General features: G+C 69.4%; 23 protein-coding genes and 2 pseudogenes. 13 read left to right on the top strand and 12 right to left on the bottom strand.

All coding sequences use genetic code 11. The features are described 5' to 3' along the window. Positions 1 to 58: 58 nt before the first annotated feature. Genes LPH33_RS06690 through LPH33_RS06680 form a run of 3 tightly spaced genes read left to right on the top strand, consistent with a single transcriptional unit; the run spans position 59 to position 2,879 of the window. Entirely contained in the window at positions 59 to 616 is a 558-nt protein-coding gene (locus tag LPH33_RS06690; RefSeq protein ID WP_088896682.1) for a PH domain-containing protein, read from the top strand. Further along, positions 613 to 2,124, top strand: a complete 1,512-nt coding sequence (locus tag LPH33_RS06685) for a PH domain-containing protein (RefSeq protein ID WP_229567517.1) — start codon at positions 613 to 615, stop codon at positions 2,122 to 2,124. Before LPH33_RS06690 ends, LPH33_RS06685 begins: the two co-directional genes overlap by 4 nt. Beyond that, entirely contained in the window at positions 2,121 to 2,879 is a 759-nt protein-coding gene (locus tag LPH33_RS06680) for a uracil-DNA glycosylase (RefSeq protein ID WP_160874845.1), read from the top strand. Before LPH33_RS06685 ends, LPH33_RS06680 begins: the two co-directional genes overlap by 4 nt. On the opposite strand, the gene LPH33_RS06675 is transcribed toward LPH33_RS06680, so the two are convergent. The 5 genes from LPH33_RS06675 to typA all read right to left on the bottom strand — a co-directional run bounded on the left by LPH33_RS06675 (position 2,836) and on the right by typA (position 8,486). Then, complete coding sequence (locus LPH33_RS06675; RefSeq protein ID WP_088896679.1) at positions 2,836 to 3,276, bottom strand: hypothetical protein; 441 nt, start codon at positions 3,274 to 3,276, stop codon at positions 2,836 to 2,838. The genes LPH33_RS06680 and LPH33_RS06675 overlap by 44 nt on opposite strands. Before the next feature lie 77 nt (positions 3,277 to 3,353). After that, a complete protein-coding gene (locus LPH33_RS06670; RefSeq protein ID WP_016693616.1) occupies positions 3,354 to 3,512 on the bottom strand; it encodes a hypothetical protein in 159 nt (52 codons plus the stop codon). Between the two features lie 87 nt (positions 3,513 to 3,599). After that, positions 3,600 to 4,523, bottom strand: coding sequence for an N-acetyl-1-D-myo-inositol-2-amino-2-deoxy-alpha-D-glucopyranoside deacetylase (gene mshB / locus LPH33_RS06665; protein WP_016693617.1), 924 nt, complete (start codon positions 4,521 to 4,523; stop codon positions 3,600 to 3,602). Then, entirely contained in the window at positions 4,502 to 6,520 is a 2,019-nt protein-coding gene (locus LPH33_RS06660) for an ABC transporter family substrate-binding protein (protein ID WP_229567515.1), read from the bottom strand. Before LPH33_RS06660 ends, mshB begins: the two co-directional genes overlap by 22 nt. Positions 6,521 to 6,599: 79 nt before the next feature. Continuing rightward, entirely contained in the window at positions 6,600 to 8,486 is a 1,887-nt protein-coding gene (typA, locus tag LPH33_RS06655) for a translational GTPase TypA (protein WP_006550583.1), read from the bottom strand. A gap of 359 nt (positions 8,487 to 8,845) precedes the next feature. On the opposite strand from typA, the gene LPH33_RS06650 reads away from it, so the two are divergent. Continuing rightward, positions 8,846 to 9,022, top strand: coding sequence for a hypothetical protein (locus LPH33_RS06650; RefSeq protein WP_006550584.1), 177 nt, complete (start codon positions 8,846 to 8,848; stop codon positions 9,020 to 9,022). A gap of 24 nt (positions 9,023 to 9,046) precedes the next feature. Here the strand turns inward: LPH33_RS06650 and LPH33_RS06645 are convergent, their stop codons facing one another. Continuing rightward, complete coding sequence (locus LPH33_RS06645; protein ID WP_172414829.1) at positions 9,047 to 9,469, bottom strand: (deoxy)nucleoside triphosphate pyrophosphohydrolase; 423 nt, start codon at positions 9,467 to 9,469, stop codon at positions 9,047 to 9,049. A 25-nt stretch (positions 9,470 to 9,494) separates the two neighbouring features. Between LPH33_RS06645 and LPH33_RS06640 the strand changes: the two genes are divergently transcribed. Then, a complete protein-coding gene (locus tag LPH33_RS06640; protein ID WP_016693621.1) occupies positions 9,495 to 9,791 on the top strand; it encodes a 4a-hydroxytetrahydrobiopterin dehydratase in 297 nt (98 codons plus the stop codon). 279 nt (positions 9,792 to 10,070) lie between these two features. Next, positions 10,071 to 10,250, top strand: a pseudogene (locus LPH33_RS26950) (pentapeptide repeat-containing protein); the annotation flags it as partial. A 55-nt stretch (positions 10,251 to 10,305) separates the two neighbouring features. Here LPH33_RS26950 and LPH33_RS26945 read toward each other — a convergent pair. Then, positions 10,306 to 11,040 (bottom strand): annotated as a pseudogene (locus LPH33_RS26945) (glycosyltransferase 87 family protein); the annotation flags it as partial. Between the two features lie 453 nt (positions 11,041 to 11,493). On the opposite strand from LPH33_RS26945, the gene LPH33_RS06630 reads away from it, so the two are divergent. From LPH33_RS06630 to LPH33_RS06620, 3 genes are all read left to right on the top strand, one after another. Further along, complete coding sequence (locus LPH33_RS06630; protein ID WP_160874965.1) at positions 11,494 to 12,336, top strand: hypothetical protein; 843 nt, start codon at positions 11,494 to 11,496, stop codon at positions 12,334 to 12,336. 89 nt (positions 12,337 to 12,425) lie between these two features. Beyond that, on the top strand, positions 12,426 to 12,809 hold the full coding sequence (locus LPH33_RS06625; protein ID WP_229567513.1) for a hypothetical protein: 384 nt from the start codon (positions 12,426 to 12,428) through the stop codon (positions 12,807 to 12,809). 157 nt (positions 12,810 to 12,966) lie between these two features. Further along, positions 12,967 to 14,409 (top strand): MFS transporter, encoded by a 1,443-nt coding sequence (locus LPH33_RS06620; RefSeq protein WP_229567511.1) that lies wholly within the window; start codon positions 12,967 to 12,969, stop codon positions 14,407 to 14,409. On the opposite strand, the gene LPH33_RS06615 is transcribed toward LPH33_RS06620, so the two are convergent. Beyond that, positions 14,406 to 15,164, bottom strand: a complete 759-nt coding sequence (locus tag LPH33_RS06615) for a DUF1906 domain-containing protein (RefSeq protein WP_229567509.1) — start codon at positions 15,162 to 15,164, stop codon at positions 14,406 to 14,408. The two genes, LPH33_RS06620 and LPH33_RS06615, sit on opposite strands and share 4 nt — an antisense overlap. Positions 15,165 to 15,289: 125 nt before the next feature. Next, positions 15,290 to 16,228 (bottom strand): winged helix-turn-helix domain-containing protein, encoded by a 939-nt coding sequence (locus tag LPH33_RS06610; RefSeq protein WP_088896674.1) that lies wholly within the window; start codon positions 16,226 to 16,228, stop codon positions 15,290 to 15,292. Positions 16,229 to 16,413: 185 nt separating this feature from the next. On the opposite strand from LPH33_RS06610, the gene LPH33_RS06605 reads away from it, so the two are divergent. Further along, positions 16,414 to 17,799 carry a carotenoid oxygenase family protein gene (locus tag LPH33_RS06605; protein ID WP_229567508.1) on the top strand — a complete coding sequence of 462 codons (1,386 nt, stop codon included), beginning with the start codon at positions 16,414 to 16,416 and terminating at the stop codon, positions 17,797 to 17,799. 25 nt (positions 17,800 to 17,824) lie between these two features. Beyond that, positions 17,825 to 18,391, top strand: a complete 567-nt coding sequence (gene mug, locus LPH33_RS06600) for a G/U mismatch-specific DNA glycosylase (RefSeq protein WP_016693629.1) — start codon at positions 17,825 to 17,827, stop codon at positions 18,389 to 18,391. 1 nt (position 18,392) lies between these two features. Here the strand turns inward: mug and LPH33_RS06595 are convergent, their stop codons facing one another. Then, complete coding sequence (locus LPH33_RS06595; protein WP_016693630.1) at positions 18,393 to 18,734, bottom strand: DUF1330 domain-containing protein; 342 nt, start codon at positions 18,732 to 18,734, stop codon at positions 18,393 to 18,395. 87 nt (positions 18,735 to 18,821) lie between these two features. On the opposite strand from LPH33_RS06595, the gene LPH33_RS06590 reads away from it, so the two are divergent. Together LPH33_RS06590 and LPH33_RS06585 are read left to right on the top strand one after the other, a co-directional pair. Next, on the top strand, positions 18,822 to 19,601 hold the full coding sequence (locus LPH33_RS06590) for a helix-turn-helix domain-containing protein (protein WP_016693631.1): 780 nt from the start codon (positions 18,822 to 18,824) through the stop codon (positions 19,599 to 19,601). A gap of 84 nt (positions 19,602 to 19,685) precedes the next feature. Continuing rightward, on the top strand, positions 19,686 to 19,901 hold the full coding sequence (locus LPH33_RS06585; RefSeq protein ID WP_026061451.1) for a hypothetical protein: 216 nt from the start codon (positions 19,686 to 19,688) through the stop codon (positions 19,899 to 19,901). Between the two features lie 7 nt (positions 19,902 to 19,908). On the opposite strand, the gene LPH33_RS06580 is transcribed toward LPH33_RS06585, so the two are convergent. Both LPH33_RS06580 and LPH33_RS06575 read right to left on the bottom strand, forming a co-directional pair. Continuing rightward, positions 19,909 to 20,433: a 2'-5' RNA ligase family protein gene (locus tag LPH33_RS06580; RefSeq protein ID WP_016693633.1), complete on the bottom strand. Its 525-nt coding sequence runs from the start codon at positions 20,431 to 20,433 to the stop codon at positions 19,909 to 19,911. Next, positions 20,433 to 21,182 (bottom strand): CPBP family intramembrane glutamic endopeptidase, encoded by a 750-nt coding sequence (locus tag LPH33_RS06575; protein WP_085989384.1) that lies wholly within the window; start codon positions 21,180 to 21,182, stop codon positions 20,433 to 20,435. Before LPH33_RS06575 ends, LPH33_RS06580 begins: the two co-directional genes overlap by 1 nt. Positions 21,183 to 21,315: the final 133 nt, after the last annotated feature.

Raw genomic sequence — 21,315 nt, 5'->3', positions numbered from 1 at the left:
GGCGAGTCCGGCCGGTTCTACGGATCCCAGCCTAGCGTGGAACCGGACACGGGGCCCGATGGAGCAGGAGGTGCGGGTGGAGGACGACGAGAGTTCGCCGGCGGGGTCGGCCGACAACACGGCAGCGACGAGCGTGGTGATGAGGGAACCGTCGTGGCGGCCGAGCCCGAAGGCGCGTGTGCTGTGGGCCGTGAGTGCAGCGCTGATGTGGTTGCCGCTGGTCGTCGCGCAGGTCGTGTGGGTGCTCGTCGCACCGGTGGGCGCCGGATGGCACATCGCCGCCGCGGTCGCGACCGTCGTCCTCGGTGCGCTGCACGTCGCGGTGGTGCCGGTCTGGCGTTACCGCGTCCATCGCTGGGAGATGGACGCGACCGCGGTCTACACGCGTTCGGGCTGGTGGACGCAGGAACACCGCATCGCGCCGATCTCCCGGATCCAGACCGTCGACACCGAGCGAGGCCCGCTCGACCGGTGGCTCGATCTGACCACCGTCACCGTCACCACTGCTTCCGCTGCGGGTGCGGTGGAGATCGTCGGCCTCGACAGCCGGGTCGCCGACGAGACCGTCGCCCGTCTGACCACGCTCGCGGCGAGCTCGGAGGCGGACGCGACATGAACGAGGCCGTCGCGCCCGTGGCCGGGACGGACGAGGAGGTGCCGTGGTCGCGCCTCGATCGCCGGATGCTGCTGATCCACCCGATCGAGGAGATCCTGCGCCTGCTGCCCGTCCTCGCCGGCTCGTTCGTCATCGGGACCACCAGCGGCAATCCCGTGTGGGGCCTCGCAGCGACGGGCGTGCTCGTGCTGGTCGGTCTGCTGCGCTGGTTCACCACCACCTACCGCGTGGGACCGCAGCACGTCGAACTCCGCCGCGGCCTGCTGCAACGACGCGAGTTGTCGATCCCCCGTAGCCGTATCCGGTCGGTGGACGTCGAGCAACGCCTCCTGCACCGCGTGCTGGGCCTCGCGCTCGTGAAGATCGGCACGGGCCAGAGCGGGGGCGCCGATCGCAACCGGTTCGAACTCAACGGCATCCCGATCGCGGCCGTCCCCGAGCTCCGTGCCGTTCTCCTGAGGGGCGGGCAGCAGGACGAGGCGCCGGCCGAGGCGACCCCGACCCCTGCCGTCACCGAGCGTCAGCTGGCGCGCTTCGACCCGGCCTGGGTGCGCTACGCCCCCTTCTCCACGACGGGCCTGCTCGCCGTCGCGGCCATCGCCGGTGCCGCCTTCCAGTTCGGGCTCGGCCGGTGGATCGCAGAATCGCAGGTCGTCCGCCGCGCGGTGGAGACCGCAGAGGACCTCGGCCTGGTGGTCGCGCTCGTGATCCTCGTGCTGGTCGTCGTGCTCGTCGCCAGCCCGGCCGCATGCGTGCGGTACCTGCTGCTCTACGGCGATCTGCAGGTGACCGACGACAACCGGGTCCTGCGCATCGCGCACGGCCTGCTCACGACCCGTCACACCACCCTCGACCGGGCGCGGCTGCGTGGAGTTGCGCTGCGCGAGCCCCTGGCGCTGCGGCTCGTCGGTGCCGCGCGGCTCGATGCCGTCATGACGGGCAGGACCGCGCAGCAGGGCGGTTCGTCGCTGGTCCTGCCGTCCGCACCCGACGAGGAGGTCCGGCGGGTCGCGGCCGAGGTGCTCACCGGGCGGCTGCCGCTCGAGGTTCCGCTGCGCAGCCACGGTCCCCGTGCCCGTCGTCGCCGCTACACGCGGACGTTGTCGCCGGTGGCCGTCGTGGTCGTCGCCAGACTCGTCGCCCTGACCGTCACCGACCGGCGCGTGCCGTTCGCCGTGATCGCCACGGTGGTCGTGGTGCTGGTCGCGGGGGCGTGCGCGCTGGCGCAGGACCGCTACCGGGGTCTCGGCCACGCCGTCGTCGACGGGCATCTCGTCGCCCGCAGCGGCTCGATCGACCGGCAGCGCATCTGCCTCGACGCGGACGGTGTGATCGGCTGGACGGTGCGGCAGACCTTCTTCCAGCGCCGTGCGGGTCTCGCGACCGTCGTCGCGGCGACCCCGGCGGGTGCGGGACGTTACGAGGTGATCGACATCCCGGTGGACGAGGCGTGGGCGCTTGTCCAGGAGGTCACACCGGGTATGGGAGAAGCATGGATCGACCGATGAAACCCACGTCCGGTAAAGGCCCCCTGCACGGCACTCCCCCGACGACGCTGACCGAACTCGACGACGCGCTCGTCGACTGCTACGCGTGTCCGCGGCTGGTCGCATGGCGTGAGCAGGTCGCCCGGGAGAAACGAGCGGCCTTCCGCGACGAGGAGTACTGGGGCCGGCCCGTCCCGGGCTTCGGTCCGGCCGATGCGTCCCTGCTGATCGTCGGGCTGGCGCCCGCCGCGCACGGCGGGAACCGCACCGGACGGATGTTCACGGGAGACCGGTCGGGTGACGTGCTGTATGCGGCCCTGTACGACGCGGGACTCGCATCGCAACCGACCGCGACACACATCGACGACGGGCTCGAACTGTTCGGCACCCGCATCACCTCGCCGGTGCACTGCGCGCCACCGGCCAATCGCCCCACGGTCGTCGAACGCGACACCTGCCGGCACTGGCTCGAACAGGAACTCGACCTGCTCGCTCCCACACTGCGGTCGGTCGTCGTCCTCGGCGGGTTCGGGTGGCAGGCGCTGCTGCCCGTCCTGTCGGCCGCGGGGTGGACGATCCCGGTTCCCCGCCCGAAGTTCGGACACGGTGCGCACGCGCTGCTGGCCCCCACCGAGGCACGGGAGCACCCGCTGCACCTGTTCGGTTGCTATCACGTCAGCCAGCAGAACACCTTCACCGGCCGGTTGACGAAGGAGATGGTGACCGACGTGCTCAGGGACGCGGCGCGGGCTGCGTCCCTCCCACTGCCTGAGTGATCTCCTTGATACGGGCCGAGAACAGGTATCCGCCGGCGGGGGCGAGCGCAGCCACGGGCAGCAGCAGGGTCCGCCAGTCGCCGAGCGCGAGCTGATCGCCGCCCGGCCCGCCCACGAGGCAGACGAGGAAGACGACGGCCCAGGCCAGCAGCGGCAGGGCCGCGCTGCGCAGGGAGCCGGTCTCGGCGCGGACCGCCATCACGAGGAGCAGGTTCGCGGCGCCGGCCAACAGGATGGTGATCGGGAAGGGCACCCCGGCGATGTACAGGCCGAGGTAGAAGACCGACAACAGGGCGCACAGCGCACCGTCGAGCACGAGCAGCGCGACGAGTCCCCGGCGGGGCTGGACGTCCACCGGTGACGCTAGGGGTGCAGCGGTTGCTGGATCGACCGTCATGCTTCGATGGTGCGCTACCGGACGCGCGCGAGCGCAACCGGGGTCCGCGGAACCATCCGCGGACCAGGCACCGGATGTCAGGGAACCGGCGGGTATCCGAGCATGGTGAGCAGCGCGCTCTGCTGGTCGGCGAAGGAGTACAGGGCGTGCCAGTAGTCGGCCCGGATCTCGTCGGCGTACGGCCTCAACGAATCCACGAACGCGACGATCTGGTTCTGGACGGACCAGTTGTACATCGACAACCCCCTGCACGGTGTGTCTGCGTAGTGCACGAGCCCGGGTGGCGCGAGCCACTCGAAGCCTCGTTGATGACGCGGATCACACTAGCCGATGCCGGAGAAGAGGTCGTCCTCTCGTCCCGTGGAGTCGGTCAGGCCGAGCTGCCCGCGCACGAGCACGAAGTGCTCCTGGTCGAAGACGGGCTGGGCGACGAGGTTGGAGAGCACGAACTGCTCGCCGTCCTCCGCGACCAGCACCTGGGTCGCGTGCGCGGCCATCGCGGTCCGCTTCGCGTCGAGGACCGAACGGACGTCGACGACGGTGGTGACCTCGTCGTCGGGCACGCTCGGCAGTTCGCCGGGCTCCGGTCGGCGCCAGCCCTCGGGCAGCGCGCCCATGGCGGCGATGCCGCGTTCGAGCGCGGACCGTTCGGCGACGGTCCAGTAGACCTTCGCGGGGGTCCACGCCGCCCCGGCGGACGGATAGTCCTCGGTGCCGGCCGCTTCGACGGCCGCGGTCACCCTCTCGTGCACCGCGATGTGGTCGGGGTGCCCGTAGCCACCGAACGGGTCGTAGGTGACGACCACGTGCGGACGCGTCTCACGGATCACGGCGACGAGCGCCTCGACCGCTTCCTCGCGGTCGGCGTTGACCCAGGCGCGGGGGTTGGCGGCGGACGGGGTGCCCGCCATTCCCGAGTCGCGCCAGTGCCCGGCACCGCCGAGGAAGCGCGGCCGGTCGACGCCGAGCGCTCCGAGCGCCCGGGTGAGTTCGAGGATGCGGTACCCGCCGAGCTGATCGGCGCGGTCGGCGGTGAGCTGTGCCCACTCGTCGCCGATCACTTCGCCCTCCTCGCCGAGCGTGCAGGTCACGACGGTGACCTCGGCGCCTTCGGCGACGTACCGGGCGATGGTGCCGCCGGTGGTGAGGGTTTCGTCGTCGGGATGGGCGTGGACGAGCAGAAGTCGTCGATCCGCAACGTCGGGGAGAGCCCCCGGAGTATCGGTCACGGTGTGGTCCTTCCCCACAGATGGGCGTCGCCGAGAATACCGGTGGCGACGGCGGCTGTCAGCGAGACGTTCTCGACACCGGGGCCGGCGGCGACGACGGCGCGGTCCTGCAGGATCGGCAGGTTCACCGCGAGATCCCACAGCCTGGTCTGTGCGTCGGCGACGACCTTCGCCGGGTCGGTGGTGCCGTTCAGTGCAGCGAGCAGATCGGGTTCGAGACCGGGATCGCACGCGCCCGAGAGGTTGCTCGGAGCTTCGAGTTGCGCTGCGAGCGCATCCTCACGTTCCTCGACGTCGTCCTCGTCGAGCGTGGTGGTCGCGGGGTCCGACGGCTGTGCCGCCTCCGTCGTCCCGGGGGCGTCGGGCTGCGCCGGGAGGCCGGACTCGGGCGCGGTCGGCAGGTCCTCCCCCGCCGCCGTGGGTGCTGCGGCCACCGGGACGCATCCGAATCGGGACAGCGCGGCGGTGGCGGGGTCTCCACCGGCACGCATCCAGCCGACGACCGCGTGCACGGTGCCCTCGACGAGGGCTTCGCCGTACAGCTCGTCGGGGGGCAGTTCGTCGACCGACGCGTCGATCCCGGCGCCGCGCCACAGGTCGACGGCGGTACGTGCGACGGCGCGGGCGGTCTCGTCGCCCTCCGGCACGCCCACGACCAGCGTCAACGGCACGCCGTTCCGGGCCAGGGTGCCCTCGGGCAGGGCCGGTCCGCTCGGGGTTCCCGGTTCGGGAGTCGCGCTCGTCGGCACCGCAGTCCCGGATGTACCGGTCTCGGATGCCTCGGTCTCCGGTGCATCGTTCCCGGGTGTTCCGGGGTCGGGTGCGTCCGGGTCTGCCGGCACCGGGGGCACGGCAGGCGGAACGGGCAGATATCCGGCCTCGGCGAGACGGTCGAGGGCCTGCTCCCGGGGCAGACGCGGCGGCATCGTGTCGGTGTAGCCCGGATCGGACGGCGCGAGCACCTGGGCACGGGCTCGCACGACCTCGGTGCTGTCGGCCGTCGCGACGAGTCCGAGCAGCTCGGGATCCAGCAGGTCGATAACGCCTCGTCGGACTCCGGGGTCGGCGAGTTCGGCGGTGCGGGTGTTGAGGGTCAGATCGAGGGTGCGCGGCTGGAGCTGGACGCCGGTCCGCACGCCCGGCACGGCGGCGAGCTGCGCTTCGAGAGCGACACCGCCCGCGCTCTGGACCACCTGGGCGTCGTCGCTGCGCACCGATTCGGTCACCTGGGCGTCGGTGCCGGCGCGGCGCATGAGCAGTTCGTCGGGTCCGGCCGGGGTGCCCCAGAACCGGTCGTTGCGTTCGAGCAGTACCTCGGCGCGTCCGCGGTCGACGTTGTCGACGTGGAATCGCGCGCCCGACACGGGGATCGTCTCGGACAGGCCGGTGGAGAAGCCGCCCGGAGTGTCCTTGACCAGGTGCGCGGGCAGCAGGTTGGTGAACAGTTCGCGCCAGGCCGGATACGGCTCGCGCAGGGTGACGGTGACGGTCTTGCCTCCGCCCGACGACCGGATGTCGTCGATCAGGCGGTAGCCGGCGGGATCGACCACGCCGGGCTGGGTGACCATCTGCCGCCACAGATACCGGAAGTCCTCGGCGGCGATCGGCGCTCCGTCCGACCACTGGGCCTCGTCGCGCAGGCGGTAGTTGATGGTGAACGGCGCCTCGTCGGTGACCTCTGCGGACAGCAGCAGCGAGTCGTCCGGAACCCACAGTGTGGCAGCGGGATTCTCCGGGTCGGGCACGGCCCGGAAAGCACTCGGGAGCACGAGTTCGGCAACGGCGTTCGCGACGGGCGACTGGTCTGCGAGCAGGTGGGGGTTGAATCCCGAGCCGACCTCGTCGATCGCGACCACCACCGTGCTGCGCTTCGGAGCTGGAGCGGGAGTCGTGGTCGGCTCCGTCTGCTCGATGGGAGGCGGCGGGTCGGCGGTGCAGCCGGTGAGGACCAGCGCAGCCACGGCCAGGCCGGCCGTCGCCCCGATCAGTCGGCGACGAGCGCGCGTACGCGACACTCGGGCTCCTTCCGTGAGGCAGGTGGTACATGGGTGGCCCCGGCCAGCATGCGCTCGCCGGGGCCACCCCACACCTGGACTACTTGTTACGGGCCTTCTCCCGCGACCGCGCACGCGCGCGGTCGGTCTGCGAGAGGTGCAGCTTCCGCACGCGCACGTCCTCCGGGGTGACCTCGACGCACTCGTCCGCAGCACAGAACTCGAGCGCGGCCTCGAGGGTCAGCTCGATCGGCTTGGCGAGGGTCTCCATCACGTCGGCGGTCGAAGAGCGCATATTGGTGAGCTTCTTCTCGCGGGTGACGTTGATGTCGAGGTCCTCGGCGCGCGGGTTGATGCCCACGACGTGGCCCTCGTAGGTGTCGCTGCCCGGTTCGACGAAGAACGTGCCGCGGTCGGCGAGCTGGATCATCGCGAACGGGGTGACCGAGCCGGCACGGTCGGAGACGAGCGAACCGGTGTGGCGGGCGCGGATCTCGCCGGCCCACGGCGCGTAACCGTGGAAGATGGCGTTCGAGATGCCGGTGCCACGGGTCTCCGTGAGGAAGTCGGTGCGGAAACCGATCAGACCGCGCGACGGGATGATGAACTCCATACGGACCCAACCGGTGCCCTGGTTGGTCATCTGGACCATCTTGCCCTTGCGGTTCGCGAGCAGCTGGGTGATGGCACCGAGGTGCTCCTCGGGGCTGTCGATGGTCAGCTCCTCGTAGGGCTCGTGCAGCTTGCCGTCGATGGTGCGGGTGACCACCTGCGGCTTGCCGACGGTCAGCTCGAAGCCTTCACGGCGCATCTGCTCGACGAGGATGGCGAGGGCGAGTTCGCCTCGGCCCTGAACCTCCCACGCGTCGGGTCGTCCGATGTCGAGGACGCGCAGCGACACGTTGCCGACGAGCTCGGAGTCGAGCCGCGTCTTGACCATGCGGGCGGTGAGCTTGTGGCCCTTGACCCGGCCGACGAGCGGCGAGGTGTTGGTGCCGATGACCATCGAGATGGCCGGCTCGTCGACGGTGATGCGGGGCAGCGCCACCGGGTTCTCCGGATCGGCGAGGGTGTCGCCGATCATGATCTCCGGGATACCGGCCACGGCGACGATGTCGCCGGCGACCGCGACCTCGCCGGGCTGCCGCTCGACACCGACGGTCTTGAGCAGCTCGGTGATCTTGACGTTCTTGACGCCGTCGGCGTGCATCCATGCGACGGTCTGGCCCTTGCGCAGCTCACCCTGGTGGATGCGCAGCAGCGCGAGACGACCGAGGAACTCGGAGGCGTCGAGGTTGGTGACGTGAGCCTGGAGCGGAGCCGACGGATCGCCCTTGGGTGCGGGGATGCACTCCATGAGGACCTCGAAGAGCTCGTCGAGGTTCTCGGCGTCGGGGACCTGGCCGTTCTCGGGCTGCTTCTTCGAGGCCTTGCCCTCACGACCGGAGGCGTAGAGGACGGGCAGCTCGAGGGCGAGCTCGGCGGCTTCGGCGGCCTCGTCGTCGAGGTCGGATGCGAGGTCGAGCAGCAGGGTCTGGCTCTCCTCGACGACCTCGGCGATGCGGGCGTCCGGTCGGTCGGTCTTGTTGACCACGAGGATCACCGGCAGCGACGCGGCGAGCGCCTTGCGGAGCACGAAGCGGGTCTGCGGCAGCGGGCCCTCGGAGGAGTCGACCAGCAGGACGACGCCGTCGACCATGGACAGGCCGCGCTCGACCTCACCGCCGAAGTCGGCGTGGCCGGGGGTGTCGATGACGTTGATGACAGTGACGGTGCCGTCCGGGTGGTGACGGTGCACCGCGGTGTTCTTCGCGAGAATGGTGATGCCCTTCTCGCGCTCGAGGTCGCCCGAGTCCATGACCCGGTCGACGAGTTCCGCACGTTCGGCGAACGCGCCCGACTGGCGCAACATGGCGTCGACGAGAGTGGTCTTTCCATGGTCGACGTGCGCCACGATGGCGACGTTCCGAAAATCAGCGGTGCTCACGCGATAGCTCTCCTGGCTGTAGTCCGGCCACACGGCACTGGACCCGGTCGGCACCTCGCCCGTACGGCGTTCGTCTCGATGGCCGCGACGCGAGATTGCGAGCTACCTGCCCCGTCCGATTCTCGGCGTGCAGGCACTGCGGCCGTCAATACACTTTACAGGCCGCTTGTCGGTCGCCGCTTCTACCTCATCCGATACCTGCAGGTCGGCGACGATCGGGGTGACGCTCGACACTCCCACAGGAGACGTAACCGCCGAATCCGGCACCACATACACCCCTTGGTTCACAAGTAAGGGGATGCTAACCTTCGCCCGCCGGTGGATTCGCCGCGCAGGACCGTGGAAGGCAGGCGGGACGTATGGGGAAGGTGAAGGCGAGCAAGGTCGCAGGCCTGAAGCCGAAGAAGAAGTGCTGCCGCAAGAAGACGCGGTGCCTCAAATGCCCCGTCGTCGTCATGCGCATGAAGAAGGTCGAGAACGACGGCCTGAGCAAGAAGGAACTGCGCAAATATCTCGACAAGGCCCGCGCCGCCTGACCACAAGGCATGCGCCGTATGACCTCAACGCCGCAGATGTTCGCGTAGATCGGGGATCCACGCGCGATCGGCCGGGACGAGATCGACCTGCCCGAGTTCGTCCGCGTCGACCCACCGCAACGCCGCATGATCCAGCGGCTCGGGATCACCCGAGACGAGTTCGACCCTGTAGGCACACAACTCGCGACCACCCGCCAACGGCACCGCGACACCCAGTCGCTCCGCACCGCGCACCTCGACACCGAGCTCTTCCCTCAGCTCCCGCACGAGCGCCGCTTCCACACTCTCCCCCGGTTCCGCCTTGCCGCCGGGCAACTCCCACAGGCCCGCGAGGTCGACGGGCCGCGTGCGCTGGGCGAGCAGCACGCGGCCGTCCCGGATGACGGCGCCGGCCACGACGTGCCCGTCGGGCGCCGGTGTACTCGCAGACGATGCGCTTGCAGACATGAACTGCATCGTCCCAGAATGAGTCATGTCCCAGCTGCTGACGGACGGAGAGATCGACGCCGCGCTGGCCGAGTTGCCGCACTGGCACCGCGCGGGACAGTCGCTGGTCCGCACCATCGAAGCGTCCACCTTCCCCGATGCGATCGCGCTCGTCGACCGGGTGGCCGTCGTCGCCGAGGAGGCGAATCACCATCCGGACATCGACATCAGGTGGCGGAAGGTGACCTTCGCGTTGAGCACGCATTCCGCCGGTGGCATCACGGAGTCGGATCCGGCTCTTGCGCGTCGGATCGACGAGGAGGCACGGCGCTCGGGTCTGTAGTCACCGGCTCGCCGTGCGTCCCGCGCCGCCGGGCGGCGAGGATCACGACGACGTAGACGGCGAGGACACCGACCACGTTGACGGCGCCGAGCCAGGCGAGCGGGGCGGGACGTTCGACGTCCCAGATCGAGTTCTGCGCCGTACTCAGCACCCACGGGACACCGATCAGCGTGACCACGGCCCAGCACGCGGCGACGATGCGGGCACCGAGCGATCGCGCCAGGGGCCCGTAGACCAGCCACAGCAGCAACGGGACCACCCACACCCAGTGGTGAACCCATGAGATGGGCGAGACGAGCAGACCGAACAGCTGCACGATCAGCAGCGTGCCGAGACGATCCTGTGTTCCGTCGGGCTGTGTTCCGTCGGGCTGTGTTCCGTCGGGCTGTGTTCCGTCGGGCTGTGTTCCGTCGGGCTGTGTTCCGTCGGGCTGTGTTCCGTCGGGCTGTGTTCCGTCGGGCTGTGTTCCGTCGGGCTGTGTTCCGTCGGGCAGCGGTCCCAGCGACCGCCACGCCGCGAACGCCAGGACCGCGCAGACGACGACGCCGACCAGCCACACGGGACCGAGCCCGACGTCCTCACCCGCGAGACGACCCAGAGCTCCGCGCAGCGACTGGTTCCACACCGAGACGACCGGGCCGATCCGATCCGCGTCGCCGAAGAGGGACCCGAAATAGGTGGCGGCCTGGGAGCCGAGCACGAGCAGGCTCACCAGGACGGTCCCCACGAAGACGACCGCGGAGAACACCGCCTCCCGCCAGCGTCGCTGCGCGAGGAAGTACAGCCCGGTGATGGCGGGCGTGAGCTTGATCCCGGCGAGTACGCCGACGAGTCCACCCGACAGCCACCATCGGGAACTGCGGGCCGCGAGCATCACGCCGAGGACGAGGAAGACGTTGATCTGGCCGTAGTCGAGGGTCGTGCGTACCGGCTCGGTCCATATGCCCGCAGCCGTCCACAGCATCGCGACACCGATCCACGACCGGCTCCGCGCCCGCGCGCCCACGACGAGTTCGAGGGAGATCCACACGACGGCGAACAGCGCCGCGACCGTCAGCAGCTGCCAGGCCACGCCCAGGATCCCGAACGGGATCAGGTGCAGGGGAAGGAAGACGAGCGCGGCGAAGGGTGGATAGGTGAACGGCAGGGGGAAGTCGGGGGTGTCCTCCGAATAGGTGAATCCGTAGAGGTCGCCCTGCAGCAGAGCGGCCGATCCGTCGACGTAGACGTGCAGGTCGACGAGGTTCATGCCGTTGGGAGTGATGAATCCCCAGGCCAGGCGGACGACGACGGACAGCGCCAGTAACGCCGCGCACCACCACATCCGGTGCGAAGGAAACCCTCGTGGCACTGCGGTGCGGCCTCTCCCGTCGAACGTCCGTCCGGTGAACCGGACCCGGCGAAGGAGATTACCGTTCCGATAGGCATGCAAACGAACCGGAGTTCACTCCCGTAACGATTTCATCTACAGTCACAATCTTCTCAGGTCGGACGCGTTATGTTCGACAGGATCCGAGGGACGGAACACCCCGTGGTTAGAATCCCGAACCAGCGATGGGCGCGCCGTTCCGAAACGGCAGGCTTGTCCCGTGTGCGGGGGGTCCATAGAGTGTCCCCTCGAGCCGTCAGCATCCGGTCGTTCGTCCCGAACAACCGGATGCTTCAACGACAAGGATGGGGAACAGTGCTTCGTACTCGAGGAATGCGACGGGCGCTCACGCTGTGCGCACTCGCCGCCACCGCGGGATTGGCCGTGCCTACGCAGGCCGTCGCGCAACCGGCGCTACCCGCGCTGCCGGATTTGGCAGGGCTCGTCGAACTGCCCCGGTTCGAAATTCCCGCCGATCTGTCCGTCGAGTCGTTGACCGACCTTCTGGCCGGAGTCCGGGCGAACCCCGAAGAGGTCGAGGCCCTGGCTTCCCTCGCACCCGCGATCATCGGTGCGGCTGCAGGCCCCGCCGATGTCGCCGACGCGGCCGACGGCAAGAACGACCTGCTGGCGCAGGCCAAGGAACTGCTCGCGAACTCCGAGCTCCCCGAGTCCGTGAAGAGCACGCTCCAGCGCGTCATCACCTTCCTCGACGGCAGCGGCGGCGGCGGACCCGAGATCCCCGAGCCCGGCGCCGTGGTGATCTCACAGTTCCTCTACCCGACGATCGGCAAGGGCTGCATCGGCGACAGCCAGGACTCCGTGGGCACCGCCCTCGCGGTCGCGGGTCCGTCGCACCTTCCCCCTCCCGGACCGGGCGCAGGCCAGACCGGCTTCGTCTTCACCGCGCTGGGCACCGCACCCGCCGCCGGCGAACAGCAGCAGCCGCTCACCCTGAGCTGGGTCAACGTCTCCAACGGACGCACGGGAACGCAGCCGCTCACCAACGACGCGAAGATCAACCCCGACGGCCCGACCACGCTGAGCACGATCGCCGACACCGGTTCGGGTCAGGTCCTCGCCGTGATCTCCGGTGGAATCACCACGCAGGACGAGGGCGCCGATCCGCGTTCGTGCACCTTCCTGCCCACCGTGGGTCTCGTCGCCGTTCCCTGATTCACGTACTCACCGAAGGCCGCCGGGAGTTTCTCCCGGCGGCCTTCGCGTCTCTTCCCCCGTCGCTGTCGGGCGTGATAGACCGGAGCATGGCCTCCACCGCGTCGCGCATCCCCTCGAAGCAGCGTCGTCTGCGGCACCCGGCCGGTGCCGCGTCCGTGAATTCCCGCCGTTCGCTCGTCTCCCACCGCTCGATCCTGTCGATCGCCTCGGAGCGGTCGATCCTGTCGATCGGTTCCTCGTACTCGATCCTGTCGATCGGTAGCTGCGGGTCGGTCCTGTCCATCGGCTCCGTCGGATCGTTCGGTTCGGCGTTGTCGTCACTGTCGTTCGCGAGTCTCGGCTCGGCGCTGTCCGGACTGTCGCGCTGGTCGCTGCTGGCGTGGCGGGGCGATCATTCCGCACCAGACGAGCATCCGCCGCTCTCGATCACCGTCGACGAATCCGAGCCCGACAAGCACTGTCAGTCCTGACACCGGGAGCCGGTCGAACGGCCACGCAGGACCGGAAGGCGGAAGGTCACTAGGGATCGACGGCCCCGTCGTGTTAGACACGATGGCAGCGTCGTTCGTATTGCGCACAAATTGTCGTCGTAGGCCGCGTCACCCCGGCCCCGGACCGAGGAGCCGCATGGCCGTAGAGACACCGCTCTCCACCCGGGAGATTCCTGCCCCGCGCGGGATCGTGCCGGTCCTCGCGACCGTCGGTATCAGCGTCGCGCTCATGCAGACCCTGATCGTCCCGCTCCTCCCCCGGCTGCCGGTGCTCGTCGGCGCGACGCCCGAGAACACGTCCTGGGCCGTGACGGCGACTCTGCTCGCCGGCGCGGTGGTCACTCCGATCAGTGGTCGCCTCGGCGACATGTTCGGCAAACGCCGAATGCTGCTGGCCTCGCTGTCGCTGATGGTGCTCGGTTCGGCGGTCTGCGCGCTCGCGACGACCCTCGTTCCGCTCGTGATCGGTCGGGCACTCCAGGGCGCCGCGATGGGCGCGATCCCGCTCGGTATCGCGATCCTGCGCGACGAGTTGCCCTCCCGGCGACTCCCGGGCGCCATGGCCACCATCAGCGCCACGATGGGTGTCGGCGGCGCGATCGGCCTGCCCGCCGCGGCCTTCGTCGCCCAGGCGACCGACTGGCACATGCTGTTCGTCGCCTCGCTGGTCCTCGGCCTCGTCGGGATCGCCGCGATCCTGTTCGTCGTGCCCGAGTCGTCGCAACGCAATCCGGGACGCTTCGACATCGCCGGGGCACTGTTGCTCTCCGTCGCCCTCGTGTTGTTGCTCCTGCCGGTCACCAAGGGCAACGACTGGGGATGGACCGCCCCGGCCACCCTCGGAATGCTCGCCGGGGCACTCGTGGTGTTCGTCGGCTGGGGCCTGTACGAACTGCGGATACCGCGACCGCTCGTGGACCTTCGGTTGTCCGCCCGCCGGCCGATCCTCATGACGAATCTCGCGTCGGTCGCACTCGGCTTCTCGATGTACTCGAATATCCTGGCGTTCCCGCAGCTGCTGATGGCGCCGACGGAGACCGGCTACGGCTTCGGGCAGACGATGGTCACCGCCGGGATCGCGCTCGCTCCCGCCGGGCTCGTCATGATGGCGCTGTCCCCCGTCTCGGCGCGCATCACGACGCGGTTCGGGGCTCGTGTGACCCTCGGTTGCGGCGCGGTACTGGTGGGCCTCGGCTACCTCATGGCGTACGTGCTGTACCAGGAGGTCTGGCACATCGTCGGCGCCTCGATGCTCATCGGCGCCGGTGTGGGTCTCGCCTACGCCGCGATGCCTGCGCTCATCATGGGCGCCGTGCCGCTACGCGAGTCCGCCGCGGCCAACAGCCTCAACACCCTGATGCGGTCGATCGGCACGACGAGCGCCGCAGCGGTGGTGGGTGTGATGCTGGCGGCGATGACCCAGCGCATCGGCGACTCCGTGGTGCCCGCCCTCGAAGGGTTCCGCGTCAGCTTCCTGGTGGCGGTGGGCGCGGCAGTGGTGGCGCTGGTCTTCACGGTCCTCATCCCGCCGCCGGGCCGATCCGTACGACCCGTCGACGAGACCCGACCCGAGCGCTAACTGCCCAGGAGTCCCGGGTCCGAACTCGGTGCGCTGCCGGCGAGCGACCACTGGCCGTAGTCGGGCGTGAGCACGTGGTTGATGTCGACGCCGATGCCGTCGATCCGGACCTCGCCCGGAATCTGGTGCAGGTTCGCGCGCGGATGCACGTAGCCCTTCGGCGTGCCCCAGTCGTGCTGCCAGTAGAAGGACCCGAGGGAGATCGCCGACGCCCAGTCGATGGTCGGCGAGTTGGCGTACACACCGAGATTTCCGGCGCCGACCACTTCCTGCCAGCCCAGCAGGTACGGCACGACCTGGAGCGTGAACTGCTCGAAGGTCGGGTTGTCGTCGATCGAGGCGTAGATCGGCCGGTTCTCCGGGCCACCGGCCGCGTAGTGGAGGTCGAGACCGCGCCGGGCGTGCTTCAGACCGGCCTCGTAACCACCGTGCCAGTCGGCGGTCGCGGCCTTGCCGTACTGGTAACAGGAGACCACTTCGAGCCCGCTGTCGAGCAGCGCGTCCGCTTCCCGTCCGGTGAGCGGCTTGGCGCGCATCCACGCGGCGTCGGGTCGCGCATCGGACACGTACCGGATGGCGCCGATATGGCCGGCGGCGCGGATCGACGAGGGCGACGGCACGGCGGCCGAGTAGTCGACGATGGTGCCGAGCACCGGGCGTCCCTGGGCCAGGCCCGGTGCGCCGAGCGCAGAGATCAACGCGACGCCCGATCCGAGCGTCGCGTACCGCAACATGTCCCGCCGCGAAAGGGTCATCGCAACCTGTCCTTCGTATTGCCGTCTGTACGTCCGCCGTATTGCATCACAATCACAGGCGTCCCACCGGCCACACGGGGAATTCGACAGGTCGCGGCAGTCGATATCGCGACGGCGCTACGAGGTCAGCGGCCGGACAGTTCGGCGAAGAAGGCCGGCACCAGGGAGACGTCCTCGATCGTCCGCACCGTGGAACGGACACCGAGACCGTGCTCCTTGAGCAGATCGCACAACCCGTCGCCGTCGACGAGGTCGATCGGCGGCGCGCCGTGCCGGTGGGCTTCGGCGCGCGCGTCCTCGGTGAACGATCCGGTGGTGACGAGCAGGCCCTTCTCGCCCCGCCCGACCATCGCGGCGCGGAACTCGCGGACCACGTCGGCACCCGCCTTCTCCGGTGCCCGCAGGAAACGGAAGAAGACGGAGAAGCTCAGCAGCGACACGCGCAGGACACCGGTGCCCTCGACGTGGCCGGCGCCCTCGGGCTCATGGGATCCGCCCGGCGCCGGAATCGTCAGGGTGGTGAATCCGGCCGCGCGCAGCACCGCGGTGGCGAGCCGTTCGAATCCGTCCTCCGACAGGTCGGCGACGGCACCGAGGACCGGTTCGCGCCACAGTTCGGGATCCTCGGGGGCGGCCGCGAGCGGCACGACCTGGGCGCCCTGCGAGACGTTCCGCACCATGCGCTTGCGGCGTTTCTCGGCCGTGTACGCGACCTGCATGGGTTTGATCTCCGACTCGCGGACGGCGCGGCCGCGGTCGGTCACGCTCCACACGCCGCGGCGGGTGTTCGACAGCAGACCCATGCCCTTGAGGTACGTCCGGGCCCAGGCCAGCCGGTATTCGATCTCCGTTCCGGGACCGTCGCCGTGGAGTACCGCCTGTGCTTCCTCGGACAGTCCGGTCCGGGCGATCACGGCGGAGTCGATCTCCTCGATGACGCCGGATCCGCCGAGCTCGATCACCGCCTGCACGGTCGGCCAGAGAAGATCCGTGTACGGCGGCAACGTGGCCTCGCCACCTCCGGTGTTCCGGACGGAGTTTCCGATCGCGTTCCGGCGCTGCACACCTTCCCCTAACGTCGCGGCCGTGCGGCCGCACTATCGGTCCTGCACGTAGGCAACAACCCTATCCGATGTACGGCCCCTGTCCGCGGGTGCGGGATCGGGCGCGCCGAATCACGAACCGATCGCCCTCCCCGGTCCTACGATTTCCCCACGGAAGAATTTCGCCTCCACCGAAGCGAGTCGCCATGCAACGTCCGGCGCCTGTCGACCTGGCACACCATCCTCACCTCAGCGGCCTGTTCGCGCCTCAACGCGAGGAAGTGGACGTCCGCGATCTCGAGGTCCACGGGGAACTCCCCGCCGATCTGCACGGAAGCTATCTCCGCAACGGGCCCAATCCGCGCTTCGACCCGATCGGCCATTACGTCTATCCGATCGACGGTGACGGCATGGTCCACCGCGTGCAGATCGCCGAGGGCACCGCGCGCTACTCGAACCGGTTCGTGCGCACCCCGCAGGTCGTCGCGGAGGAGAAGGCCGGTCGCGCACTGTGGGCCGGCATCACCGATCCGTACTTCCCTCCCGAGGAGGAGGTCGGGCCGGACCTGGCGAACACCATGCGCGAACTGCCGGACATCAACATCGTCCGGCACGGCGGGCGGCTCATGGCGATGGCCGAGGCAGCGCCGCCGTACACGCTGGGTTCCGACCTCGAGACGCTCGGACGCGAGACCTTCGACGGAACCCTGCCGGTCGGGCTGACGGCGCACCCGAAGATCGATCCGCACACCGGTGAGATGGTCGCCTTCTGCTACATGCTCGACCCGCCGTACCTGACCTGGTCGGTGGTCGCACCGGACGGGACGGTGACGCGCGCGCCGACCCCGATCGACGGCGCCGACCGGCCGTTGATGATCCACGACATGGCGCTGACGCCGACCTACGCCGTCCTGGTCCTGGCCCCGCTCGTGTTCGACCTCTCGCAGATCTTCTCCGGCGGGTCGCCGCTCGACTGGAAGCCGGATCTCGGAACGCGGGTCGCGCTCGTCCCCCGCGACGGCGGTGCGGTGCGGTGGTTCTCGACCGACACCTTCTGGATGTGGCACACTGCCAACGCGTTCGACCTGCCCGACGGTGACGTCGCACTCGACTACGTGGAGTGGGCGTATCCGGGCGCGTTGACCGAGAAGGCAGGTCCGAACCGGTCCGTCCTGCGACGCGCCGTGATCGGCCGCAACGGGGTGACCCGCACGACCCTGCACGAACGCGACATCGAGTTCCCCCGCATCGACGACCGGTCGCTGACCCTCGGCCACTCCGTCGTCGCGACCATCGGACGCAGCAGGACGCAGAAACTCCCTGCGGGAGCGGCCGATTCGCTCTTCTGGTTCGATGTGGCGTCCGGAACCGAATCGGTCTGGGCACACGAGACGCTCTCCCCCGGCGAACCGGCCTATCTCACGGGTGATTCGGGCGGCTACTGGGGCGCGATCGCGACCGACCGGGCGGACATGACGAGCTGGTTCCTCGTCTTCCCCGAGACCGACCCGGCCTCGGGGCCGATCGCGCGGGTCCGTCTGCCGATCCGCGTTCCGGCCGGCCTGCACGGAGCCTGGCTCCCGCCGGACTGAGCGTCGCTCCGGCTAGTTTGGGTGGATGGGTTTCACACGAGCCGAACTCGAGTCCTTCCGCGATGCGGTGATCCCCGACCTCGTCGCGCCCGGTTGCCGCCTGTTGTTCGTCGGCATCAATCCGGGACTGTGGACCGCGGCGACGGGAGCCCACTTCGCGCGGCCCGGAAACCGCTTCTACCCCGCCCTGTTCCGCGCCGGCATCGTCGACCGGCTGATCGACGCATCGTCCGGCATGAGCGTCGCCGACCGCGATCACCTGCTCGAGCGGGGTGTCGGCATCACGAACCTGGCGCCGCGTGCGACGGCCCGCGCCGACGAGCTCACCGACGAGGAACTCCGTGAGGGCGGACGTCATCTGGCGAACGTGGTGGCGGAGTTCCGCCCTCGCGCCGTGGCGGTCGCGGGCATCACCGCCTACCGCGCGGCCTTCGGCCGGCGCAAGGCGAAGGCCGGGCGGCAGGACGACACGATCGGCGACGTCCCGTTGTGGGTGGTGCCCAATCCGAGCGGGTTGAATGCCCACGAGACGGTGGAGTCTCTGGCGCGGGCCTACGCCGAACCGGCCCGGGCGGCCGGCATCCTGTCCTGAACTACCGCTGAGCGCCGAACACCTTGTCGAGGAAGTGCGTGGCGCGGTAGCCGGTCGGTGTGCCCTGCACGACGACCGCCCATCCCTCGGAGTTCTCGGTGCGGAGCGGGAGGATCGCCTGGTACTCCGGGGATTCGTACCAGGTCCGGGCACGGTCGACGTCGGGGAACTCGATGATCACGAGGTTCCCCTCGAAGGGTCCCTCCATCCCTTCGGGATCGACGCCGTGGACGAGGAAGCGACCGTCGTACGGGGCGAGGGTGTCGTCGATGGTCTCGAGGTACCGGACGATGTCGTCGTTGAGGTCGATGGTGCGGAGATGAGCCACTGCGTATGCGTTCATGGGGACCACCCTGCGCCTCGTCGTGCACGGAATCGATTACCCCGGAAGTAATGGTGACCGTTCCCGGCCGGCTCTACTGTCGGGTGCATGACCACGGTCGACACTCCCCACGCCGGAGCGCTGCTGCGGGCATGGCGCGAGCGGCGCGGCCTGAGCCAACTCTCGCTGGCCCACACCGCCGGCATCTCGTCGCGGCATCTCAGCTTCGTCGAGACCGGCCGGTCCCGACCGTCACGCGCGACCGTGCTGAAGTTGAGCGACCGGCTGGACATCCCGCTGCGCGAACGCAACACCATCCTGGTCGCGGCGGGACACGCGCCCGTCTACCCCGAGCATCACCTCGGCGACCTGCCGATGGCGGCGATCTCCGACGCGATCACGCGAATCCTGTCGTCGCACCGTCCTTTTCCCGCACTCGTCGTCGACCGGCACTGGACGATGGTCGATTCCAACGACGCCGTCGGGGTGTTCGTCGAGGGGTGCGCTCCGGAGCTGCTGGAACCGCCGATCAACGTGCTGCGACTGACCCTGCACCCGCGGGGACTGGCGCCGCGCATCGTCGATCTCGGGCAGTGGCGCGGTCATCTGCTCGCCCGACTGCAACACCAGATCGGGGCGACGGCCGACCCCGTCCTGCTGCGCCTGTACGACGAACTCGCCGGTTACCCCTGCGACGATCCGGTCGAGGAGGTCGAACCGCATTCGCTGGTCGTGCCGATGCGGTTGCGGACCGAGGCCGGCGAGTTGTCGTTCTTCAGCACGACCACCCTCTTCGGGACCCCGCTCGACGTGACGGTGTCGGAACTGGCGATCGAGGCGTTCTATCCCGCCGACGATGCGACGGCCCGGGCGCTGAGCGGATCGTGATCGCCGAATCGGCCGATCACGAACGGTTTCCGCGCTAACGTGGAGGTGCGCGTCTGCCGAGCGGATCATGCGGAGGACACCGACATGAGCACTGCGAAATGGTGGGTTCTCGATCAGCGGGAGTCCGGCTTCGCCCTCGAACACCGCCCCAGCGGCGACCTCGTACTGATGAACACCGCGACGTCGGAAGAACACGTCCTGCACGGCTACGTGTGGAAGCACTGTCCGCACTTCGGTCTGCAGATCCAGAGCGAGGGCCCACCTCCGTACGGACCGTGGGTGGAGAACCCCGAGGAGTGAGTTTCCCTCACGGGATCATCCGTAGCGGCGTGTGCTCGCCGGTGGCGGTGTCGATCAGCACCGCGCGATCGAGTGTCGCTTCGATCGGCAGCACGTCGTAGACGACCGCACCCAGACGGTCGAGTTCCTCGCGCCGCGTTCGGGGACTCAGCGAACAGTGCGGTGTCCAGCGCCCCGGGACGTAGTAGCGGTGCAGGTCCGCCCCCGTCGTCTCCACGACCCGCACGACGCGATCCTGCCGCTGCACGAGTTCGGCCGAGGGCGCGGGCACGAGCGACGCCCGGCCGCGCCGGAACAATCCGAGAGTGTCGATGTAGACCGGGACCGGTCCCCCGTCGGGTATGTCCTCGAGGGCCGAGACGACGGCGGCCCGGTCGTAGGTCCGCAGCACCGCGTACGACAGGTGCGGCACGTGCTTGCGGTGCGTATGGGTGAGCAGGGTGGGGATGCCGCTCTCCTCGAGCCGGCCCCACAGGCGCCGGATCGCGCGGTCGGTCTCGGTGTCGAACAGGAGACAGACCGCCAGCGCCATCAGTTGAGTGTGGCGTGCCAGACGAGCGCGGCGGCGAGGGCACCGGCGCCGTTGAGCGACCAGTGCAGGGCGATGGGCGCGAGGATGCTGCCGCTGCGGCGACGCAGCCACGTGAACACGAAGCCCGCGGCGGCGGTCGCGATCACTGCACCGACGATGCCGGCGATCTGCGCGAGCAACCCGGCTCCGAGGAAGGCGCTGAGGCCGGCGTTGCCCGCCGTGAGACCGAACGACGAGGCGACGTGCCACAGGCCGAACAGCAGAGATCCCGCGGCGAAGACCCCGCGTGCGCCCCACACCCGCTCGAGGGTTCCGTGGAGCACCCCGCGGAAGGCCAGTTCCTCGGGGATGACGGTCTGGAGCGGGATGATGATCATCGAGGCGAGGAGGGCGCCGGAGATCGTGGCGTAGCGCTCGGAGAGGAAGAACTGCCTGGTGAAAGGCAACGCGATGCCGATCGCGACCACCGCCAGGACGAGGCCGACGGCCGCTACCGAGTAGAGCGTCCCCCTCTTCCAGTGCCGGGGTGAAAGTCCGAGTTCCGACCAGCGCATGCCGCGTCGGCGCATCATCGCGACCAGCACGCATGCTGCGATCGGCACGGTCGCGATCGACGCCCACGCCGTGGTGAAGTGGGCGATCAGGTTGGTGGTGACGAGCACCGCGATCACGACGGCGAGATCGATCCAGGCGTGGAAACGGGGAAGCCAGGCCAGCGACGGCAGGCGTCCGGTCTCGGGCGAGGGCAACCGTTCGATTTCTACGGTCACGTGCGATCCCTCCGGAAACTCTCGAACATCCGGTCAAGTGTACGGTTCGATGCCTGCCGGCCGCCGTGACGGCGAACACTCCGGCCTCGACTTCTTTCCGGGATTTCCGGTC

It is taken from the genome of Rhodococcus sp. RDE2, from assembly GCF_020885655.1.
In the GTDB taxonomy this organism is placed as follows: domain Bacteria; phylum Actinomycetota; class Actinomycetes; order Mycobacteriales; family Mycobacteriaceae; genus Rhodococcus; species Rhodococcus pyridinivorans.
The sequence above is the reverse complement of the archived record's forward strand: the minus strand, read 5'-3'. Positions and strand labels throughout refer to the sequence as shown.